This window comes from Arthrobacter sorbitolis (assembly GCF_054510995.1).
The window spans coordinates 25,458-40,683 of sequence record NZ_JBTNDM010000014.1 but is presented as its reverse complement, the minus strand read 5'-3'; the positions used below and the strand labels follow the sequence as shown (position 1 = coordinate 40,683).

Here is a 15,226-nt window from a genome sequence, read left to right as displayed (position 1 = left end):
CGGATCGCCGACGGAGGGTCGCCTGCGAGTGCGAAGGTGCATGCAATGACCCAGGATGGCTCCCTGCCGGGACCCGGCAGGACCGACACGGGCGGAACGGTGGAACAGGCGAGCGGCACGGTGCACCCCGGCCCCTCCCGCCCCGACGCCGACGAACTCGTCCAGCTCCTCGACCCCGCCGGCGTCCGCCACCCGCACGGACACTACGACCGCCTGGTGGCCGACGTCGACGGCGCAGCCCTGCAGCGGCTCTACGAGGACATGGTGGTGGTCCGGCGCATCGACGCCGAGGCCACCGCGCTCCAGCGCCAGGGGGAGCTCGCGCTCTGGCCCCCGCTCCTCGGCCAGGAAGCGGCCCAGATCGGATCGGGACGCGCGCTGCGTTCCGACGACTTCGTCTTCTCCAGCTACCGCGAGAACGCCGTCGCCTACTGCCGCGGCGTGGACCTCGCCGACATCCTCCGTGTCTGGCGCGGCAACGCCTCCTCCGGCTGGGACCCGTACACCATCAACATGGCGACCCCGCAGGTCATCATCGGGGCGCAGACCCTGCACGCGACGGGGTACGCGATGGGCATCCTCAACGACGGCGCCGACGCGGTCGCGGTCGCCTACTTCGGCGACGGCGCCACGAGCCAGGGTGACGTGAACGAGGCCATGGTCTTCGCGGCGAGCTACCAGGCGCCGGTCGTCTTCTTCTGCCAGAACAACCACTGGGCCATCTCGGAGCCCGTGGGGCTGCAGGCGCACGTGCCGATCGCGCGCCGGGCGCCCGGCTTCGGCATCCCCTCCGTGCGGGTCGACGGCAACGACGTCCTCGCGTGCCTCGCCGTGACCCGCGAGGCGCTCGCCCGGGCCCGCTCGGGCGGCGGGCCCACCTTCATCGAGGCGGTCACCTACCGCATGGGACCCCACACGACGGCGGACGATCCCACCCGCTACCGTGACGCGAACGAGCTCGAGGACTGGGCGGCCCGCGACCCGCTGGCGCGGCTCGCCGCCCTGCTGGACTCGCTCGGGCTGCTCGAGGCGGACTACACCGACTCCGTCAGGGCGAAGGCCGACGCCGTCGCCGCCGAGCTGCGGGAGGGCTGCCTCTCGATGCCCGAGCCGGCGCCGTCGGACGTCTTCAAGCACGTCTACAGCTCACCGAACTCCTGGCTGGACCGCCAGCAGGACCACTACGAGCGCTACCTCGCCTCCTTCGCCCAGGCGCCCCAGGAAGGATCCCGCTGATGACCACCATGACCTTCGGCCGTGCGATCAACGCAGGCCTGCGCCGCGCCATGGACGACGACCCCAGGGTGATCCTCATGGGCGAGGACATCGGCAAGCTCGGCGGTGTCTTCCGCATCACCGACGGCCTGCAGAAGGACTTCGGGCCGCACCGGGTCCTCGACAGCCCGCTCGCCGAAGCCGGCATCATGGGCACCGCCGTCGGCATGGCCTACCGGGGGTACCGTCCCGTGGTGGAGATCCAGTTCGACGGTTTCATCTACCCGGCCTTCGACCAGATCGTGTGCCAGGTCGCCAAGCTGCACTACCGCACGCAGGGCGCGGTGAGGATGCCCATCACGATCCGCGTCCCCTTCGGCGGCGGCATCGGTTCGCCCGAGCACCACTCCGAATCGCCCGAGGCGTACTTCACCCACACCTCGGGCCTGCGCGTCGTCAGCGTCTCGAACCCGCAGGACGCCTACACGATGATCCAGCAGGCCATCGCCAGCGACGACCCCGTGCTGTACTTCGAACCCAAGCGGCGGTACCACGTCAAGGGCGAGGTCGACGAGGGAGCCGACCCGTCGGCGTCGGACCTGGGTGCCGCCCGCGTGGTCGCGGAGGGCACCGACGTCACGCTCGTGACGTACGGCCCGCTCGTGCCGACGGCCCGCGACGCCGCCGTCGCGGCCTCCGACGACGGCATCTCGATCGAGGTGATCGACCTCCGGTCCCTCGCCCCGATCGACTTCGCGACCGTCGAGGCGTCCGTGCGGAAGACCGGCCGGCTCGTCGTCACCCACGAGGCCGCCCAGTCGGGCGGACTCGGCGCGGAGATCGCCGCGAGCATCACCGAGCGGTGCTTCGACTTCCTCGAGCACGCCCCCGTCCGCGTCACGGGCTTCGACATCCCGTACCCGTATTCCAAGCTCGAGTTCCACCACCTGCCGGACCTGGACCGGATCCTCGACGGCGTGGACCGCGTGATGCGCCGACCGAACTCCCTGAGCGGACTCGACGGCGTACCCACCAGCGAAGGAGCGTCCCTGTGACGACGACGGCCACCGTGAAGGAATTCCGCCTGCCCGATCTCGGGGAGGGCCTCACGGAATCGGAGATCGTCCAGTGGCATGTCGCCGAGGGCGACACCGTCGAACTGAACCAGATCATCGCCGACGTCGAGACCGCGAAGGCCGTCGTCGAGCTGCCCTCGCCCTACGCCGGCGTGGTCGTGCGCCTGCACGAGGCCGCCGGGACCGTCGTCGACGTCGGCGCACCGATCGTCTCCTTCGCCGTGGCGGGGGAGCCGGAGGACGCACCCGTGCCGTCCGCCGGCGAGGAGCCCCCCGCGAAGCGCGAACCGAACCTCGTCGGGTACGGCGCGGCCGTGGAGAAGGGCGGCAGGCCGCAGCGCCGCAGCCGCCTGCTGCCGGCGACCCGACCCGCGGGGGTGCCGCCGGTCCCGGCCCGCCGTGAGCGGCCCCGGTCCACACCGCCCGTCCGCAAGCTCGCGCGCGACCTCGGCATCCCGCTCGACGGCCTCGCGGGGACCGGTCCGGGCTCCCTCATCACGCGCGCCGACGTCCTGGCGGCCCTCGCCGGCACGGCGGGGAGCCCGGTGGCGGCGCCCAGGGAGGAGACGGGCCCCCCGGTTCCCCCGGTTCCCCCGGTTCCCCAGGGCGTGCGGTCCGCGGGCGGGGAGACGCGGACCCCGATCAGGGGCGTGCGGAAGCACACCGCCGCCGCCATGGTCGCGAGCGCCTTCACGGCGCCGCACGTGACGGAGTTTCTGACCCTCGACGTCACGCCGACCATGGACCTGCTCGCGGAGCTGAAGCAGGGCCGCGCGTTCGAGGGCACCAGGATCACGCTGCTCGCCCTCGTGGCGAAGGCCGTGTGCATCGCCGTCGCCCGGAACCCCTCCCTCAACTCGTCCTGGGACGAGGAGGCGCAGGAGATCGTGCAGTACGCCGACGTGAACCTCGGGATCGCCGCCGCCACGCCGCGCGGACTGCTCGTCCCCACCATCAAGGGGGCGCAGGCCCTGGCGCTCGTGGAGCTCGCGCGGGCGCTCGGCTCGCTGGCGGAGACCGCCCGTGCCGGGAAGACCGCACCGGCGGACCTGGCCGGAGGGACGATCTCGATCACCAACATCGGCGTGTTCGGGATCGACGCTGGGACGCCGATCCTCAACCCGGGCGAGGCCGCGATCCTGGCCCTGGGCGCCGTGCGGAGCATGCCGTGGGAGTACCAGGGCGCCGTCGCCCTGCGTTCCGTGCTGACGCTCAGCCTCTCCTTCGACCACCGGCTCGTCGACGGCGAGCAGGGATCGCGCTTCCTGGCCGACGTGGGCACCATCCTCCGGAACCCGGCGATGGTCCTCGCGATGGTCTAGCGCGGGGCGGCACGCCGCCGTCCCGGCGCGGGACGGTCACGCCAGTTCGAGGATGAGCTCCTTCACCACGGCGCCGCGGGCCGGGGCGAAGCCCTGTGTCTCGCCGACCTGCTGGAAGCCCCAGCGCTCGAGGATGCGGATGGAGCTCACGTTGTCGGCGACGGCGCGTGCGCGGATGGGACGTTCCGTGACCTCGGCGAGGAACTGCCCCACGGCCGCGGTGGTGATGCCCTGGCCCCACCGCGAACGGTCGATCCAGTAGCTGATCTCGGGCGTCTCGGCGTCGTGGTAGGCGAGGATGCTGCCCACCACCTCACCGTCGGAGAGGATGGTGCGCACCGTGATCCTGCTGTCGTTGAGGATGTCCTGCCAGTGGTTGTCGAACACCCCCCGGTCGGACGGGTTCTTGGCGCCGAAGGCTGCCATGTGGTTGGCGCCCGGGTCGAGCTGGTGCGAGAAGAACTCGTCGAGGTCGGTTGCTTCAACGGGACGTAGCGTGATCACAGCGGCACTTTCAGTCGGTGGAGGGGCCGGGCGGACTGCGCGGCCGGAACTTCTCGTGGGATCAGCGTACTAGCCGCCCCGGGACGCGCCCCGGTGCGGTCCGGGGGCCGCCCTCGCCTCACGCCGTCAGGGCGGCCCACGCCATGTCCTGCAGCAGGTCGCGGAGCGCGGCGAGCTCACGCGACGACGTGGTGCCGTGCGTGGTGTGCGGCGTCGAGTTGATGAGGCCGAAGACCGCATGGACCTTGCGCCCCAGCATCGACCGGTCCGTGTCCGGCAGGTGGCGGGCCAGTTCGTCCACCCATACCTGGACGTAGCCGCGCTGCAGGGAGCGGACGGTGCGTCCGTCGTCGTGCGCGAGGGACGCGAGGTCGCGGTCCTGGACGCGGATGACGTCGGCGTTGTTGAGGGCGAACTCCACCTGGAACCGGATGAGCCCCCGCAGCGCCTCCTCGGGGGAGGAGGCCCCGGCCGCGACGGCCCGGCCGCCCTCGAGCAGGTCCTCGCTGACCCCGGTGAGCAGGGCGGAGAGGACCGAGGGCTTGCCCGGGAAGTGGCGGTAGACGGCCGGACCGCTCACGCCGGCCGCGGCGCCGAGGTCCTCGATGGACACGCCGTTGTAGCCGCGATCGGCGAACAACTGGGCGGCGGCGTCGAGCAGCGCCGCCCGGCGGGTGGCCTTCGCGATGCTCCGGCCCGTCACGCGGTCCTCGGTGGGCAGTGCCTCCATGCGGGTCCTTGTCGTTCGCCGGGGGAATTCGTCCCCTCATTGTCATGGACAACCGGGTTAATGACCACTAACCTGAATTCGGTTAGTGTCTGCTAACTGAACTGCGCGCGAGGAAGTAGTCGATGGAGACCCTGACTTCGAAGGTCGATCCGCTCTCACCGGCGTTCTCGGCGAACGCGGCGGCCCAGGCGGACCTCGCCCACGACCTCCGGCGACGGCTCGCCACGGCCGCGCTGGGCGGACCGGAACGGTCCCGCGAACGGCACGTCGCCCGCGGCAAGCTCCTGCCGCGCGAGCGGATCGACCAGCTGCTCGACGACGGCAGCCCCTTCCTCGAGATCGCACCCCTGGCGGCCGACGGCATGTACGACGACGAGTGCCCCGGCGCGGGCCTCATCGCCGGCATCGGCCTGGTACACGGCCGCCACGTCCTCGTGATCTCCAACGACGCGACCGTCAAGGGCGGGACGTACTACCCGATGACGGTCAAGAAGCACCTCCGGGCCCAGGAGATCGCCCTGGAGAACCTCCTGCCCTGCGTCTACCTCGTCGACTCGGGCGGGGCGTTCCTGCCCCGGCAGGACGACGTCTTCCCCGACCGCAACCACTTCGGCCGCATCTTCTACAACCAGGCCACCATGTCCGCCCGGAAGATCCCGCAGATCGCCGCCGTCCTGGGCAGCTGCACCGCGGGCGGTGCCTACGTGCCGGCGATGAGCGACGAGACCGTGATCGTCCGCAACCAGGGCACCATCTTCCTGGGCGGGCCGCCCCTCGTGAAGGCGGCCATCGGCGAGGTCGTCACGGCGGAGGAGCTCGGTGGCGGCGACGTCCACTCCCGCGTCTCCGGCGTCACGGACCACCTCGCCGAGAACGATCAGCACGCGCTGGAGATCGTGCGCGACATCATCTCCACCCTTCCCCCCGCGACCCCCGCGACCCCCGCGACCCCGGCCCCGTCGGCACCCGTCCTCGAGCCCGTCGTGGCCCAGGACGAGCTCTACGGAGCCGTGCCGGCGGACGTCAACGCCTCCTACGACGCCCGCGAGATCATCGCCCGCCTCGTCGACGGCTCGCAGTTCCACGAGTTCAAGCGGGAGTACGGCACCACCCTCGTCACCGGGTTCGCCTCGATCCACGGCCACCGCGTGGGAATCGTCGCCAACAACGGCGTCCTGTTCAGCGAATCCGCGCTCAAGGGCGCCCACTTCATCGAGCTCTGCGACCAGCGCGGCGTCCCCCTGGTGTTCCTGCAGAACCTCTCGGGATTCATGGTCGGGAAGGACTACGAGGCCGGGGGCATCGCGAAGAACGGCGCCAAGATGGTCACCGCCGTGGCCACCGCCCGCGTGCCCAAGCTGACCGTCGTCGTCGGAGGCTCCTTCGGCGCCGGCAACTACTCCATGTGCGGGCGCGCGTTCTCACCGCGCTTCCTGTGGATGTGGCCCGCCGCCCGCATCTCGGTGATGGGCGGCAACCAGGCGTCGTCGGTTCTCGCCACCGTCAAGCGCGACCAGCTCGAGGCGCGGGGCGAACAGTGGCCGCCCGAGGAGGAGGAGGCGTTCCGCGCACCGATCCGCGAGCAGTACGAGGCGCAGGGCAACCCCTACTACTCGACCGCCCGCCTCTGGGACGACGGCGTGATCGATCCCGCCGACACCCGGACCGTGCTCGGCCTCGCGCTCGACGTCTGCGCCGGGGCACCCCTGCCCGATACCTCCTTCGGCCTCTTCCGGATGTGACCCGATGACCTCACCCAGCACCCCCGCCCCGCCCAGCCCCTCCGGCCGGCCCGCCACGGCCCACTGGCCTTTCGACACCGTCCTCGTCGCCAACCGCGGCGAGATCGCGAGCCGCGTGATCCGCTCCGTCCGGGCGCTGGGGCTGCGCTCCGTCGCGGTGTACAGCGACGCGGACGCCGGAGCACGGCACGTCCGCGAGGCCGACGTCGCCGTCCGCATCGGCGGCGCGGCCCCGTCGGAGAGCTACCTGTCCATCCCCGCCGTCCTCGAGGCCTGCCGCCGCACGGGCGCCGGCGCGGTCCACCCCGGGTACGGGTTCCTCAGCGAGAATGCCGCCTTCGCCGACGCGCTGCGCGACGCGGGGATCGTCTTCATCGGCCCCTCCGTCCACGCACTGGACGTCATGGGGGACAAGATCCGGTCCAAGAACCACGTCGCCTCCTCCGGCGTCCCCGTGGTGCCCGGCATCGCCGAACCGGGCCTCACCGATGACGACCTGCTGCGCGCGGCCGGCGGCGTCGGCTTCCCGCTGCTCATCAAGCCGTCCGCCGGCGGCGGCGGCAAGGGCATGCACGCCGTCCACCACGCGGCGGACCTCCCCGACGTGCTCGCCACGGCACGCCGCGTCGCCGCCCGCGCGTTCGGCGACGACACCCTGTTCCTGGAACGCCTGATCCTCCGGCCCCGCCACATCGAGGTGCAGGTGCTCGCCGACAGTCACGGCACCGTCCTCCACCTCGGCGAGCGCGAGTGCTCGCTGCAGCGCCGGCACCAGAAGGTCATCGAGGAGGCGCCGTCGGCCCTGCTCGATCCGGCGACACGGTCCCGGATCGGCGAGGCGGCCTGTGCCGCGGCGCGCAGCGTCGACTACACGGGCGCCGGTACGGTCGAGTTCCTCGTCTCGGACGCCGCACCGGACGAGTTCTTCTTCATGGAGATGAACACGCGCCTGCAGGTGGAGCACCCCGTCACCGAGCTGGTGACCGGCGTCGACCTCGTCGAGTGGCAGATCCGCATCGCCGCCGGTGAGGAACTGCCGTTCACGCAGGACGACGTCGTCCTGACGGGCCACGCCGTCGAGGCGCGCGTCTACGCCGAGAACCCGGAGGCAGGGTTCCTCCCCTCGACCGGGACGGTCCTGGCGCTCGCCGAACCGACGGGGGAGGGCGTGCGGGTGGACAGCTCGCTCCTGCCCGGTGGTACCGTCTCGTCGTCGTACGATCCGATGCTCGCCAAGGTCGTCGCGTGGGGTGCGGACCGGGGCGAGGCGCTGGACCGCCTCGATGCCGCCCTCGCCGGCACCCTGGTGCTCGGCGTGGACACCAACATCGAGTACCTCCGCCTGCTCGTGAACGACGACGACGTGCGGGCCGCGCGGCTCGACACCACCCTCATCGAGCGCAAGCTCCCGGACCTGGCCTTCCGGCACGCGGGCCCCGAGGACCTCGCGCTCGCCGCCGTGCTGCTCGTCGAGGGCGAGCCGACCGTCCCGGGCGGATCGCCCTGGCACCGGGGCGACGGCTTCCGGCTCGGGACGCCCCGCCCGCGTGTCGTGACGCTCGAGGTCGACGGCGCTCCCGCGACCGTCCGGCTCCTGCGGACCGGCGGCGGATGGGCCGCGACGGTCGACGGACGCGAGGGCAGCGGTCCCGCCGAGGTCACGGTGACGGTCGGCGTCGACGGGGGAGCGACCATCGACGGCCTGCGCTCCCGGCGGCACCATCACGTGGACGGCGACACGGTCTGGCTCGGCGACGCCGGCTGGTCGGCGCGCCTGCGCCGCCCGGACCGCCGCGAACTGCTCGACGCGGCCCTGTCCCGGATCACCCGTGAGGAGGGATCGGCCGACCCGCTGGTCCGGAGCCCCATGCCGGGCACGGTGGTGTCGGTGTCCGTCGAGGACGGCGCCACCGTCGAGGCGGGCGACGTCCTCGTCGCCGTCGAGGCCATGAAGATGGAACACCAGCTCACCGCCGCCCTCGCCGGCGTCGTCCGCCTGTCCCTGAAGCCCGGGGACCTCGTCCGGGCACAGCAGATCCTCGCAACCATCGAGGCCGCCCCCGAGGGCGGCCCCGCACCTATCCCCACGGAAGGGAATGCAGCATGAATTTCGAACTGAGCGAGGAGTACCAGGACCTCGTCGACAGCGTCCGCGACTTCGCCGACGAGGTCGTGGCCCCGGTCTCCGCCAAGCACGACGCCGAGCACAGCTTCCCCTACGACGTGGTCCGCCAGATGGGGGACATGGGCCTCTTCGGCCTGCCGTTCCCGGAGGAGTACGGGGGAATGGGCGGCGACTACTTCGCGCTGTGCCTGGCGCTCGAGCAGCTGGCCCGCGTGGACCAATCGGTGGCCATCACCCTCGAGGCGGGCGTGTCCCTCGGGGCGATGCCGGTCTACCGTTTCGGCACCGAGGAGCAGAAGCAGCAGTGGCTGCCCTCCCTCGCCTCCGGCAAGGCCCTCGGCGGCTTCGGGCTCACCGAGTCCGAGGCGGGATCCGACGCGTCCGGCACGAAGACGACGGCCAGGCTCGAGGAGGGCGTCGGCGGTTCCGAATGGGTCATCAACGGGACCAAGGAGTTCATCACGAACTCGGGCACCGACATCACCTCCCTCGTGACCGTCACCGCCGTCACCGGGACCTCGGAGCGCCCCGACGGCACCGTGAAGAAGGAGATCTCCACCCTCCTCGTGCCCTCGGAGACGCCCGGCTTCACCGCCGAGAAGGCCTACAACAAGGTGGGCTGGAACGCCTCCGACACGCACCCGCTGACCCTGACGGACGTCCGCGTCCCGGAGGCGAACCTCCTCGGCACGCGAGGCCGAGGCTACGCCAACTTCCTGCAGATCCTCGACGAGGGCCGGATCGCCATCGCGGCGCTCGCCACGGGTGCGGCGCAGGGTTGCGTGGAGCAGTCCGTCCGCTACGCCGGCGAGCGGATGGCGTTCGGCAGCAACATCGGGGCCTACCAGGCCATCCAGTTCAAGATCGCCCGCATGCAGGTCCGGGCCCATACGGCACGCCTGGCCTACTACGACGCCGCGTCCCGCATGCTCGCGGGCAAGCCGTTCAAGACGCAGGCCTCCATCGCGAAGCTGGTGGCCGGTGAGGCGGCCATGGACAACGCCCGCGATGCGACGCAGATCTTCGGCGGCTACGGTTTCATCAACGAGTTCGTGGTGTCCAGGCACTACCGTGATTCGAAGATCCTGGAGATCGGCGAGGGGACCACGGAGGTCCAGCTCATGCTGATCGCCCGCGACCTCGGCCTCTAGCCCGATACATCCAGCCCGACACCTCCGGCCGACGGCCGGGCGGAGCCGCGGCGACACGAAGGAGAAGCAGTGATCAACAAGGTGGTCAGCAGCGCGGCCGAGGCCGTGGCGGACATCCCCGACGGCGCGTCCCTCGCCGTCGGCGGGTTCGGACTGTGCGGCATCCCGGTGACACTCATCGACGCCCTGCACGCGCAGGGCACGGCGGAGCTGGAGACCGTGAGCAACAACTGCGGCGTCGACGACTGGGGCCTCGGCATCCTGCTGTCCGACCACCGCATCCGCCGCACCATCAGCTCCTACGTGGGTGAGAACAAGGAGTTCGCACGGCAGTACCTCGCGGGGGAGCTCGAGGTGGAGCTCACCCCGCAGGGCACGCTCGCCGAGAAGCTCCGCGCCGGCGGAGCAGGCATCCCCGCCTTCTACACGACGGCGGGCGTCGGCACGCAGGTGAGCGAGGGCGGCCTGCCGCAGCGCTACGACAGCGAGGGGAACGTCACGGTCGCCTCGAAGGCGAAGGAGGTGCGGTCCTTCGACGGCGTCGACTACGTCCTGGAGGAGTCGGTCCGTCCGGACTACGCGCTGGTGCACGCCTGGAAGGGCGACCGCCACGGCAACCTCGTGTTCCATGCCGCCGCGATGAACTTCAACCCGCTGTGCGCCCAGGCCGGCAGGATCACGATCGCCGAGGTCGAGGAGCTCGTCGAGCCGGGTGAACTCGAGCCCGGCCGGATCCACACCCCCGGGATCTTCGTCCAGCGCGTCGTCGTCGCACCCGACGTGGAGAAGCGCGTCGAGAAGCGCACGGTCTCGCTGGCCGGACCCGCCGTCCCCGAAGGAGCATGAGCATGGCACTGACCCGCACTGAACTGGCGGCCCGCGTCGCCCAGGAACTCGAGAACGGCCAGTACGTCAATCTCGGCATCGGCATGCCCACCCTCATCCCCAACTACATCCCCGACGGCGTCGAGGTGGTGCTGCACTCCGAGAACGGGATCCTCGGCGTCGGCCCGTACCCGGCGGAGGACGCCGTGGACCCGGACCTCATCAACGCGGGCAAGGAGACCGTCACGGCCAACCCCGGCGCGGCGTTCTTCGACTCGGCGTCCTCGTTCGGCATGATCCGCGGCGGGCACGTCGACGTCGCGGTCCTCGGGGCGATGGAGGTCGCGCAGAACGGCGACCTCGCGAACTGGATGGTGCCGGGCAAGATGGTCAAGGGGATGGGCGGCGCCATGGACCTCGTGTTCGGGGCGAAGCGCGTGATCGTCATGATGGAGCACGTGGACCGCGCGGGCCGTCCGAAGATCGTCGCCGCGTGCTCGCTGCCGTTGACCGGCAAGGGCTGCGTGAACCGGATCATCACCGACCTCGCCGTGATCGACGTCGGACCCGACGGGCTGGTGCTCCGTGAGACGGCCCCCGGCGTGAGTGCCGATGACGTCGTCGCCGCCACGGGCGCACCGTTGCGCATCGACCTCCCGGAAGCAGCCGCGTGAGCGACGGAGCACAGGCGGACAGGACCGACGGGCAGGGCAGCACGCAGCAGCGCGCCGGGGAGCCGAACTCCTCCGCGCGCACCGCCGCCTCGCCGGAGCGCCACGTGATCGAGCAGCGCGGGCTCTACTTCGACGAGCTCACGGTCGGAGCGGTCTACGCCCATCGTCCGGGCCGCACGCTCACGGAGGCGGACAACGTCCTCTTCACCACGCTCACGATGAACACCCAGGCGCTGCACCTCGACGCGGCGTGGTCGGCGGCCCAGCCGTTCGGGCAGCGTCTCGTGAACTCCATGCTGACCCTCGCCACGCTCGTGGGCCAGTCCGTCTCGCAGCTCACGCAGGGCACCATCGTGGCGCAGCTCGGACTGACCGATGTCGTGTTCCCGAAACCGGTCTTCCACGGCGACACCCTCTACACCGAGACGGAGATCACCGGCGTCCGTCCGTCGTCGTCCCGTCCGGGGCAGGGGATCGTCTCGATGGCCCACACGGGGCGCAACCAGCACGGCGACGTCGTGGCGACGGCGACCCGCAGCGTGCTCATGTGGTCCTCGACCGGGCAGCAGGAGGGACGGGCGTGAGCGGCATCGCCCTGGGCCCGGCCCTGCTGTTCTGCCCCGCGGACCGGCCGGAACGCTACGCGAAGGCGGCCGAGCGCGCCGACACGGTGATCCTCGACCTCGAGGACGCCGTCGCGCCCGCCGCGAAGGAGGGGGCGCGGTCCGCGCTCGCCGCGTCCCGGCTCTCCCCGGACCGCACCGTCGTGCGGCTCAATGCCGTCGGGACCCCCGATTTCGCCCCCGACTGCGCGGCCGCCCGCCGCACCGGGTACCGCGCGGTGATGCTCGCGAAGACGGAGTCCGCCGACGACGTCGCTGCCGTCCGGGCCGCCCTCGGCGACGTGGAGGTCATCGCCCTGTGCGAGACGGCGCGCGGCGTGGTGAACGCCGCGGACATCGCGCGGGCCGACGGCGTCGTCGCCCTCATGTGGGGTGCCGAGGATCTGGTGGCGTCCCTGGGCGGGACGTCGAGCAGGACGTCCGCGGGGACCTACCGTGCCGTGGCCCTCCAGGCCCGCTCACAGGTGCTGCTCGCCGCGGGCGCGGCGGACCGCCAGGCCATCGACGCCGTGTACGTGGACATCGCCGACCTCGAGGGCCTCACCGCGGAAGCCGACGATGCCGCCGCCTCGGGTTTCGCGGCCAAGGCCTGCATCCACCCGGGCCAGGTCGCCGCGATCCGCGCCGCCTTCGTCCCCGGGGCGGACGAGGTGGAGCGCGCCCGTGCCCTGCTCGCGGCCGCGGAGCACGAGCGCGGCGTCTTCACGTACGAGGGGCGCATGGTCGACGAACCCATCCTCCGGCACGCCCGGAGCGTCCTGGGCAGGGCGGGTCGCCGCTGAGGTATCGGGCCTGCGCTTCCACCCGTCGGAGGGGGTTGCGCTCGTCGCCGATCGCCGTACGCTGGGGCGATGCAACCACTGCGGTACTCCATCAACATCACCCTGGACGGGTGCTGTGACCACCGTGAGGGCCAGGCGGACGAGGAGCTGCACCGTCACGCGGTGGAGAATCTCGAGCGGGCCGACGCCCTGCTGTTCGGCCGGGTGACCTACGAGATGATGGAGGCGGCGTTCCGCGCGCCGGTCCCGGCAGGTGCAGGGCCTGCATGGACGGAGCCCTTCGCACGGACGATCGATGGGGCGAAGAAGTACGTGGTGTCCAGCACCCTGGCGCAGGTCGACTGGAACGCGGAGCTGCTGCGCGGAGATCTGGCAGAAGTGGTGCTGGAGCTCAAGCAGGCGCCGGGCCGGGGACTGTTCACGGGAGGGGTGATGCTTCCGCTGGCGCTGGCGGAACTGGGCCTGATCGACGAGTACGAGTTCGTGGTGCAGCCCAGGATCGCGGGCCACGGTCCGACGCTCTTCGCGGGGCTTGCCGAGCGCGTCGATCTCCGGCTCGTGGACCGGCAGGAGTTCGGCTCGGGAGCGGTGGCCCTGCGGTACGAGCCGCGCACGTAGGGCAGTGCTCCGTACAGCTCCGAGTCGACCTGCGAGTGGGCCGACGTCGGCACCGGCGTCATGCCGGCGATGACCGTGAGCACAGCAAGAGCCCAGGGCGCATCTGCGTGTCCTGAGCTCCGATCACGTGACCCCGACCCGGATCCGCCCTTGTCCACCTCGCCTGATCTCCGCGCTGCGCCCTCGGCGACTTGCTCGGCCCGACCTGCGACCCGTCCGGTGCCTCTCGGGCGGCGTCGTGTAGGTGCGCCCGCCCGGCGACAGCCAGGTCAGGCCGCCGTCGGGGCCGGGCGTCGGAGTCCAGTCCGTCTGGTGCTTGAGCATGTGGTGTCGCCTGCAGACGGGATAGAGGTTGTCCGGACCGGTCGATCCGTCGTCGGCCCAGGAGAGCAGGTGGTCGAGGTCGCACCGGCTGGCCGACCGCGAACACCCGTAGAAGCTACAGGTCTTCTCGCGGAGCTGGACCCACGTCCGGAGGTCCTCGCTCGGGCGGTACCGGGTCCGGTCCAGGCCGAGGACCGCCCCGGTGTACGGGTGGGTCAGCAGGCGCATCCACGAGGTGGCGTCGGCGGCCAGCTTCCGTGCGGCGTCGGCCGGGATGGGGCCGTAGCCCTCGAGCTCCGCCGGTTCGTCGGTGAGCGGCATCAAGGAGAACACCGGGACGGTGACCACGATCTTCGCCGGGGAGGAACGCGCACCGCAGCCGGTGTGCCCCGCGTCGGTGCTGTCGCCGCCACCCCGGCAGGTCTCGCAGGAAGCCGCTGCAACGCCGGCGGTTCCGCCGGTACCGAGCAGCAGGTCTGCCAGGACGTCGGCCCGCAGTTGCGGCAGGGTCCGCGGGTCGTCATCGGCCCGCGGGTTGCGGGCTGCTGCATCCACGGCGGTGTGGAGGGCCAGCGCCTGCTCCGCCGGGAGGTAGGCGTTCAGCCACGCCATACCGTCCTGATCGGGCTCGAATACGACGCACCGGTCGGCGGCCGCCTTCACCCTGCGGGCGGTCAGCGTCTCCGGGTGCAGCTTCTCCCTGAGCCGCCGGCACCGTGCCGTCAGCCTGGGTCGGTTCAGGTCGCCTGCGACCTGCAGGATCTCGGCCTCGAAGGCCCGCACGGCGTCATGGGGAACGGTGCGGGTCTGCTCCACGATGACCGATGCCCGCGCGGAGCAGATCTCGCCCTTCTCCAGGGCTGCGAGGGTGTCCGTCAGGTCGCCGGTCAAGCTCAGTGACTCCGAGACGAGCCGTGCGGCGGACCCTTCGGAGAGTTTCAGCAGTGCCGCGGTCTCCACGACCGTCCCGGTGAACACCAGGGAGGACGTCGAACCAGACCAGATGTGGTGCTCGCGATCGCTGAAGGTATGGACCTGCGCGACCAAGCGGGCCCGCTGGGCCGCCGCCCAGGACGCCAGCCGGTCGGTCGCCCGCAGCAGGTCGAGCGTGTCACTGAGACTGGAGGGAGCGGCGATCGTCGGGGTGTCCTGCAACCGGGCCACCAGGCCATAAGGCGACGCGTTCTCGACGCGGGCGCGCGCATGCTCGTCGACCCCGGCATCGTCGAACTCTTCCTCCGAGCCGAGGACCTCGTCGAACGCCTCCGCGGGCCAGCCCCAGATCGCCTCGTCATAGGCGTCCCCGAGAGTCAGCAGCGCCGCTCCGGTGGTCATGCTTCAGCCAATCACCCGATACCGACACTATCGCTGCCCGCCAAGAAGCCGGAAGAGACGAGACGTGCGGCGAATCCGACCGGTCATTGCGGGTCCTGAAGTACCCGCTCGCGCCCCGACGATCGCTCCCCGCAGTGTGGAGTGCGCGCCCTCCGCCGAGCGACGTCGACCGATCACGGC

Annotated in this window: 14 protein-coding genes; 11 read left to right on the top strand and 3 right to left on the bottom strand. The window is 71.5% G+C overall.

Annotated elements, in window-relative coordinates:
- The first annotated feature begins 45 nt into the window (after nt 1–45).
- Genes pdhA through ACX80K_RS16315 form a run of 3 tightly spaced genes read left to right on the top strand, consistent with a single transcriptional unit; the run spans nt 46 to nt 3,613 of the window.
- On the top strand, nt 46–1,236 hold the full coding sequence (gene pdhA / locus ACX80K_RS16325; RefSeq protein ID WP_459272945.1) for a pyruvate dehydrogenase (acetyl-transferring) E1 component subunit alpha: 1,191 nt from the start codon (nt 46–48) through the stop codon (nt 1,234–1,236).
- A complete protein-coding gene (locus ACX80K_RS16320; protein WP_459272944.1) occupies nt 1,236–2,270 on the top strand; it encodes an alpha-ketoacid dehydrogenase subunit beta in 1,035 nt (344 codons plus the stop codon). The genes pdhA and ACX80K_RS16320 overlap by 1 nt, the downstream gene beginning before the upstream one ends.
- Nucleotides 2,267–3,613: a dihydrolipoamide acetyltransferase family protein gene (locus tag ACX80K_RS16315; RefSeq protein ID WP_459272943.1), complete on the top strand. Its 1,347-nt coding sequence runs from the start codon at nt 2,267–2,269 to the stop codon at nt 3,611–3,613. The genes ACX80K_RS16320 and ACX80K_RS16315 overlap by 4 nt, the downstream gene beginning before the upstream one ends.
- Before the next feature lie 36 nt (nt 3,614–3,649).
- Here ACX80K_RS16315 and ACX80K_RS16310 read toward each other — a convergent pair whose 3' ends face one another.
- Nucleotides 3,650–4,117 carry a GNAT family N-acetyltransferase gene (locus tag ACX80K_RS16310; protein ID WP_459272942.1) on the bottom strand — a complete coding sequence of 156 codons (468 nt, stop codon included), beginning with the start codon at nt 4,115–4,117 and terminating at the stop codon, nt 3,650–3,652.
- Between the two features lie 118 nt (nt 4,118–4,235).
- Nucleotides 4,236–4,847, bottom strand: a complete 612-nt coding sequence (locus ACX80K_RS16305; protein WP_459272941.1) for a TetR/AcrR family transcriptional regulator — start codon at nt 4,845–4,847, stop codon at nt 4,236–4,238.
- Nucleotides 4,848–4,969: 122 nt separating this feature from the next.
- Between ACX80K_RS16305 and ACX80K_RS16300 the strand changes: the two genes are divergently transcribed.
- The 8 genes from ACX80K_RS16300 to ACX80K_RS16265 all read left to right on the top strand — a co-directional run bounded on the left by ACX80K_RS16300 (nt 4,970) and on the right by ACX80K_RS16265 (nt 13,387).
- Nucleotides 4,970–6,589, top strand: a complete 1,620-nt coding sequence (locus ACX80K_RS16300) for a carboxyl transferase domain-containing protein (protein ID WP_459272940.1) — start codon at nt 4,970–4,972, stop codon at nt 6,587–6,589.
- Nucleotides 6,590–6,593: 4 nt separating this feature from the next.
- Complete coding sequence (locus ACX80K_RS16295; protein ID WP_459272939.1) at nt 6,594–8,696, top strand: acetyl/propionyl/methylcrotonyl-CoA carboxylase subunit alpha; 2,103 nt, start codon at nt 6,594–6,596, stop codon at nt 8,694–8,696.
- Nucleotides 8,693–9,865 carry an acyl-CoA dehydrogenase family protein gene (locus ACX80K_RS16290; RefSeq protein ID WP_459272938.1) on the top strand — a complete coding sequence of 391 codons (1,173 nt, stop codon included), beginning with the start codon at nt 8,693–8,695 and terminating at the stop codon, nt 9,863–9,865. The genes ACX80K_RS16295 and ACX80K_RS16290 overlap by 4 nt, the downstream gene beginning before the upstream one ends.
- Nucleotides 9,866–9,934: 69 nt before the next feature.
- Nucleotides 9,935–10,711, top strand: a complete 777-nt coding sequence (locus ACX80K_RS16285) for a CoA transferase subunit A (RefSeq protein ID WP_459272937.1) — start codon at nt 9,935–9,937, stop codon at nt 10,709–10,711.
- A gap of 2 nt (nt 10,712–10,713) precedes the next feature.
- The gene (locus ACX80K_RS16280; protein WP_459272936.1) at nt 10,714–11,364 is read left to right on the top strand and encodes a CoA transferase subunit B; all 651 of its coding nucleotides are present in this window, start codon (nt 10,714–10,716) and stop codon (nt 11,362–11,364) included.
- A 104-nt stretch (nt 11,365–11,468) separates the two neighbouring features.
- Nucleotides 11,469–11,948, top strand: coding sequence for a MaoC family dehydratase (locus ACX80K_RS16275; protein ID WP_459272964.1), 480 nt, complete (start codon nt 11,469–11,471; stop codon nt 11,946–11,948).
- Nucleotides 11,945–12,769, top strand: coding sequence for an HpcH/HpaI aldolase/citrate lyase family protein (locus ACX80K_RS16270; RefSeq protein WP_459272935.1), 825 nt, complete (start codon nt 11,945–11,947; stop codon nt 12,767–12,769). Before ACX80K_RS16275 ends, ACX80K_RS16270 begins: the two co-directional genes overlap by 4 nt.
- Nucleotides 12,770–12,838: 69 nt before the next feature.
- Complete coding sequence (locus ACX80K_RS16265; protein WP_459272934.1) at nt 12,839–13,387, top strand: dihydrofolate reductase family protein; 549 nt, start codon at nt 12,839–12,841, stop codon at nt 13,385–13,387.
- A gap of 123 nt (nt 13,388–13,510) precedes the next feature.
- Here the strand turns inward: ACX80K_RS16265 and ACX80K_RS16260 are convergent, their stop codons facing one another.
- Nucleotides 13,511–15,046, bottom strand: coding sequence for an HNH endonuclease signature motif containing protein (locus ACX80K_RS16260; protein ID WP_459272933.1), 1,536 nt, complete (start codon nt 15,044–15,046; stop codon nt 13,511–13,513).
- Nucleotides 15,047–15,226: the final 180 nt, after the last annotated feature.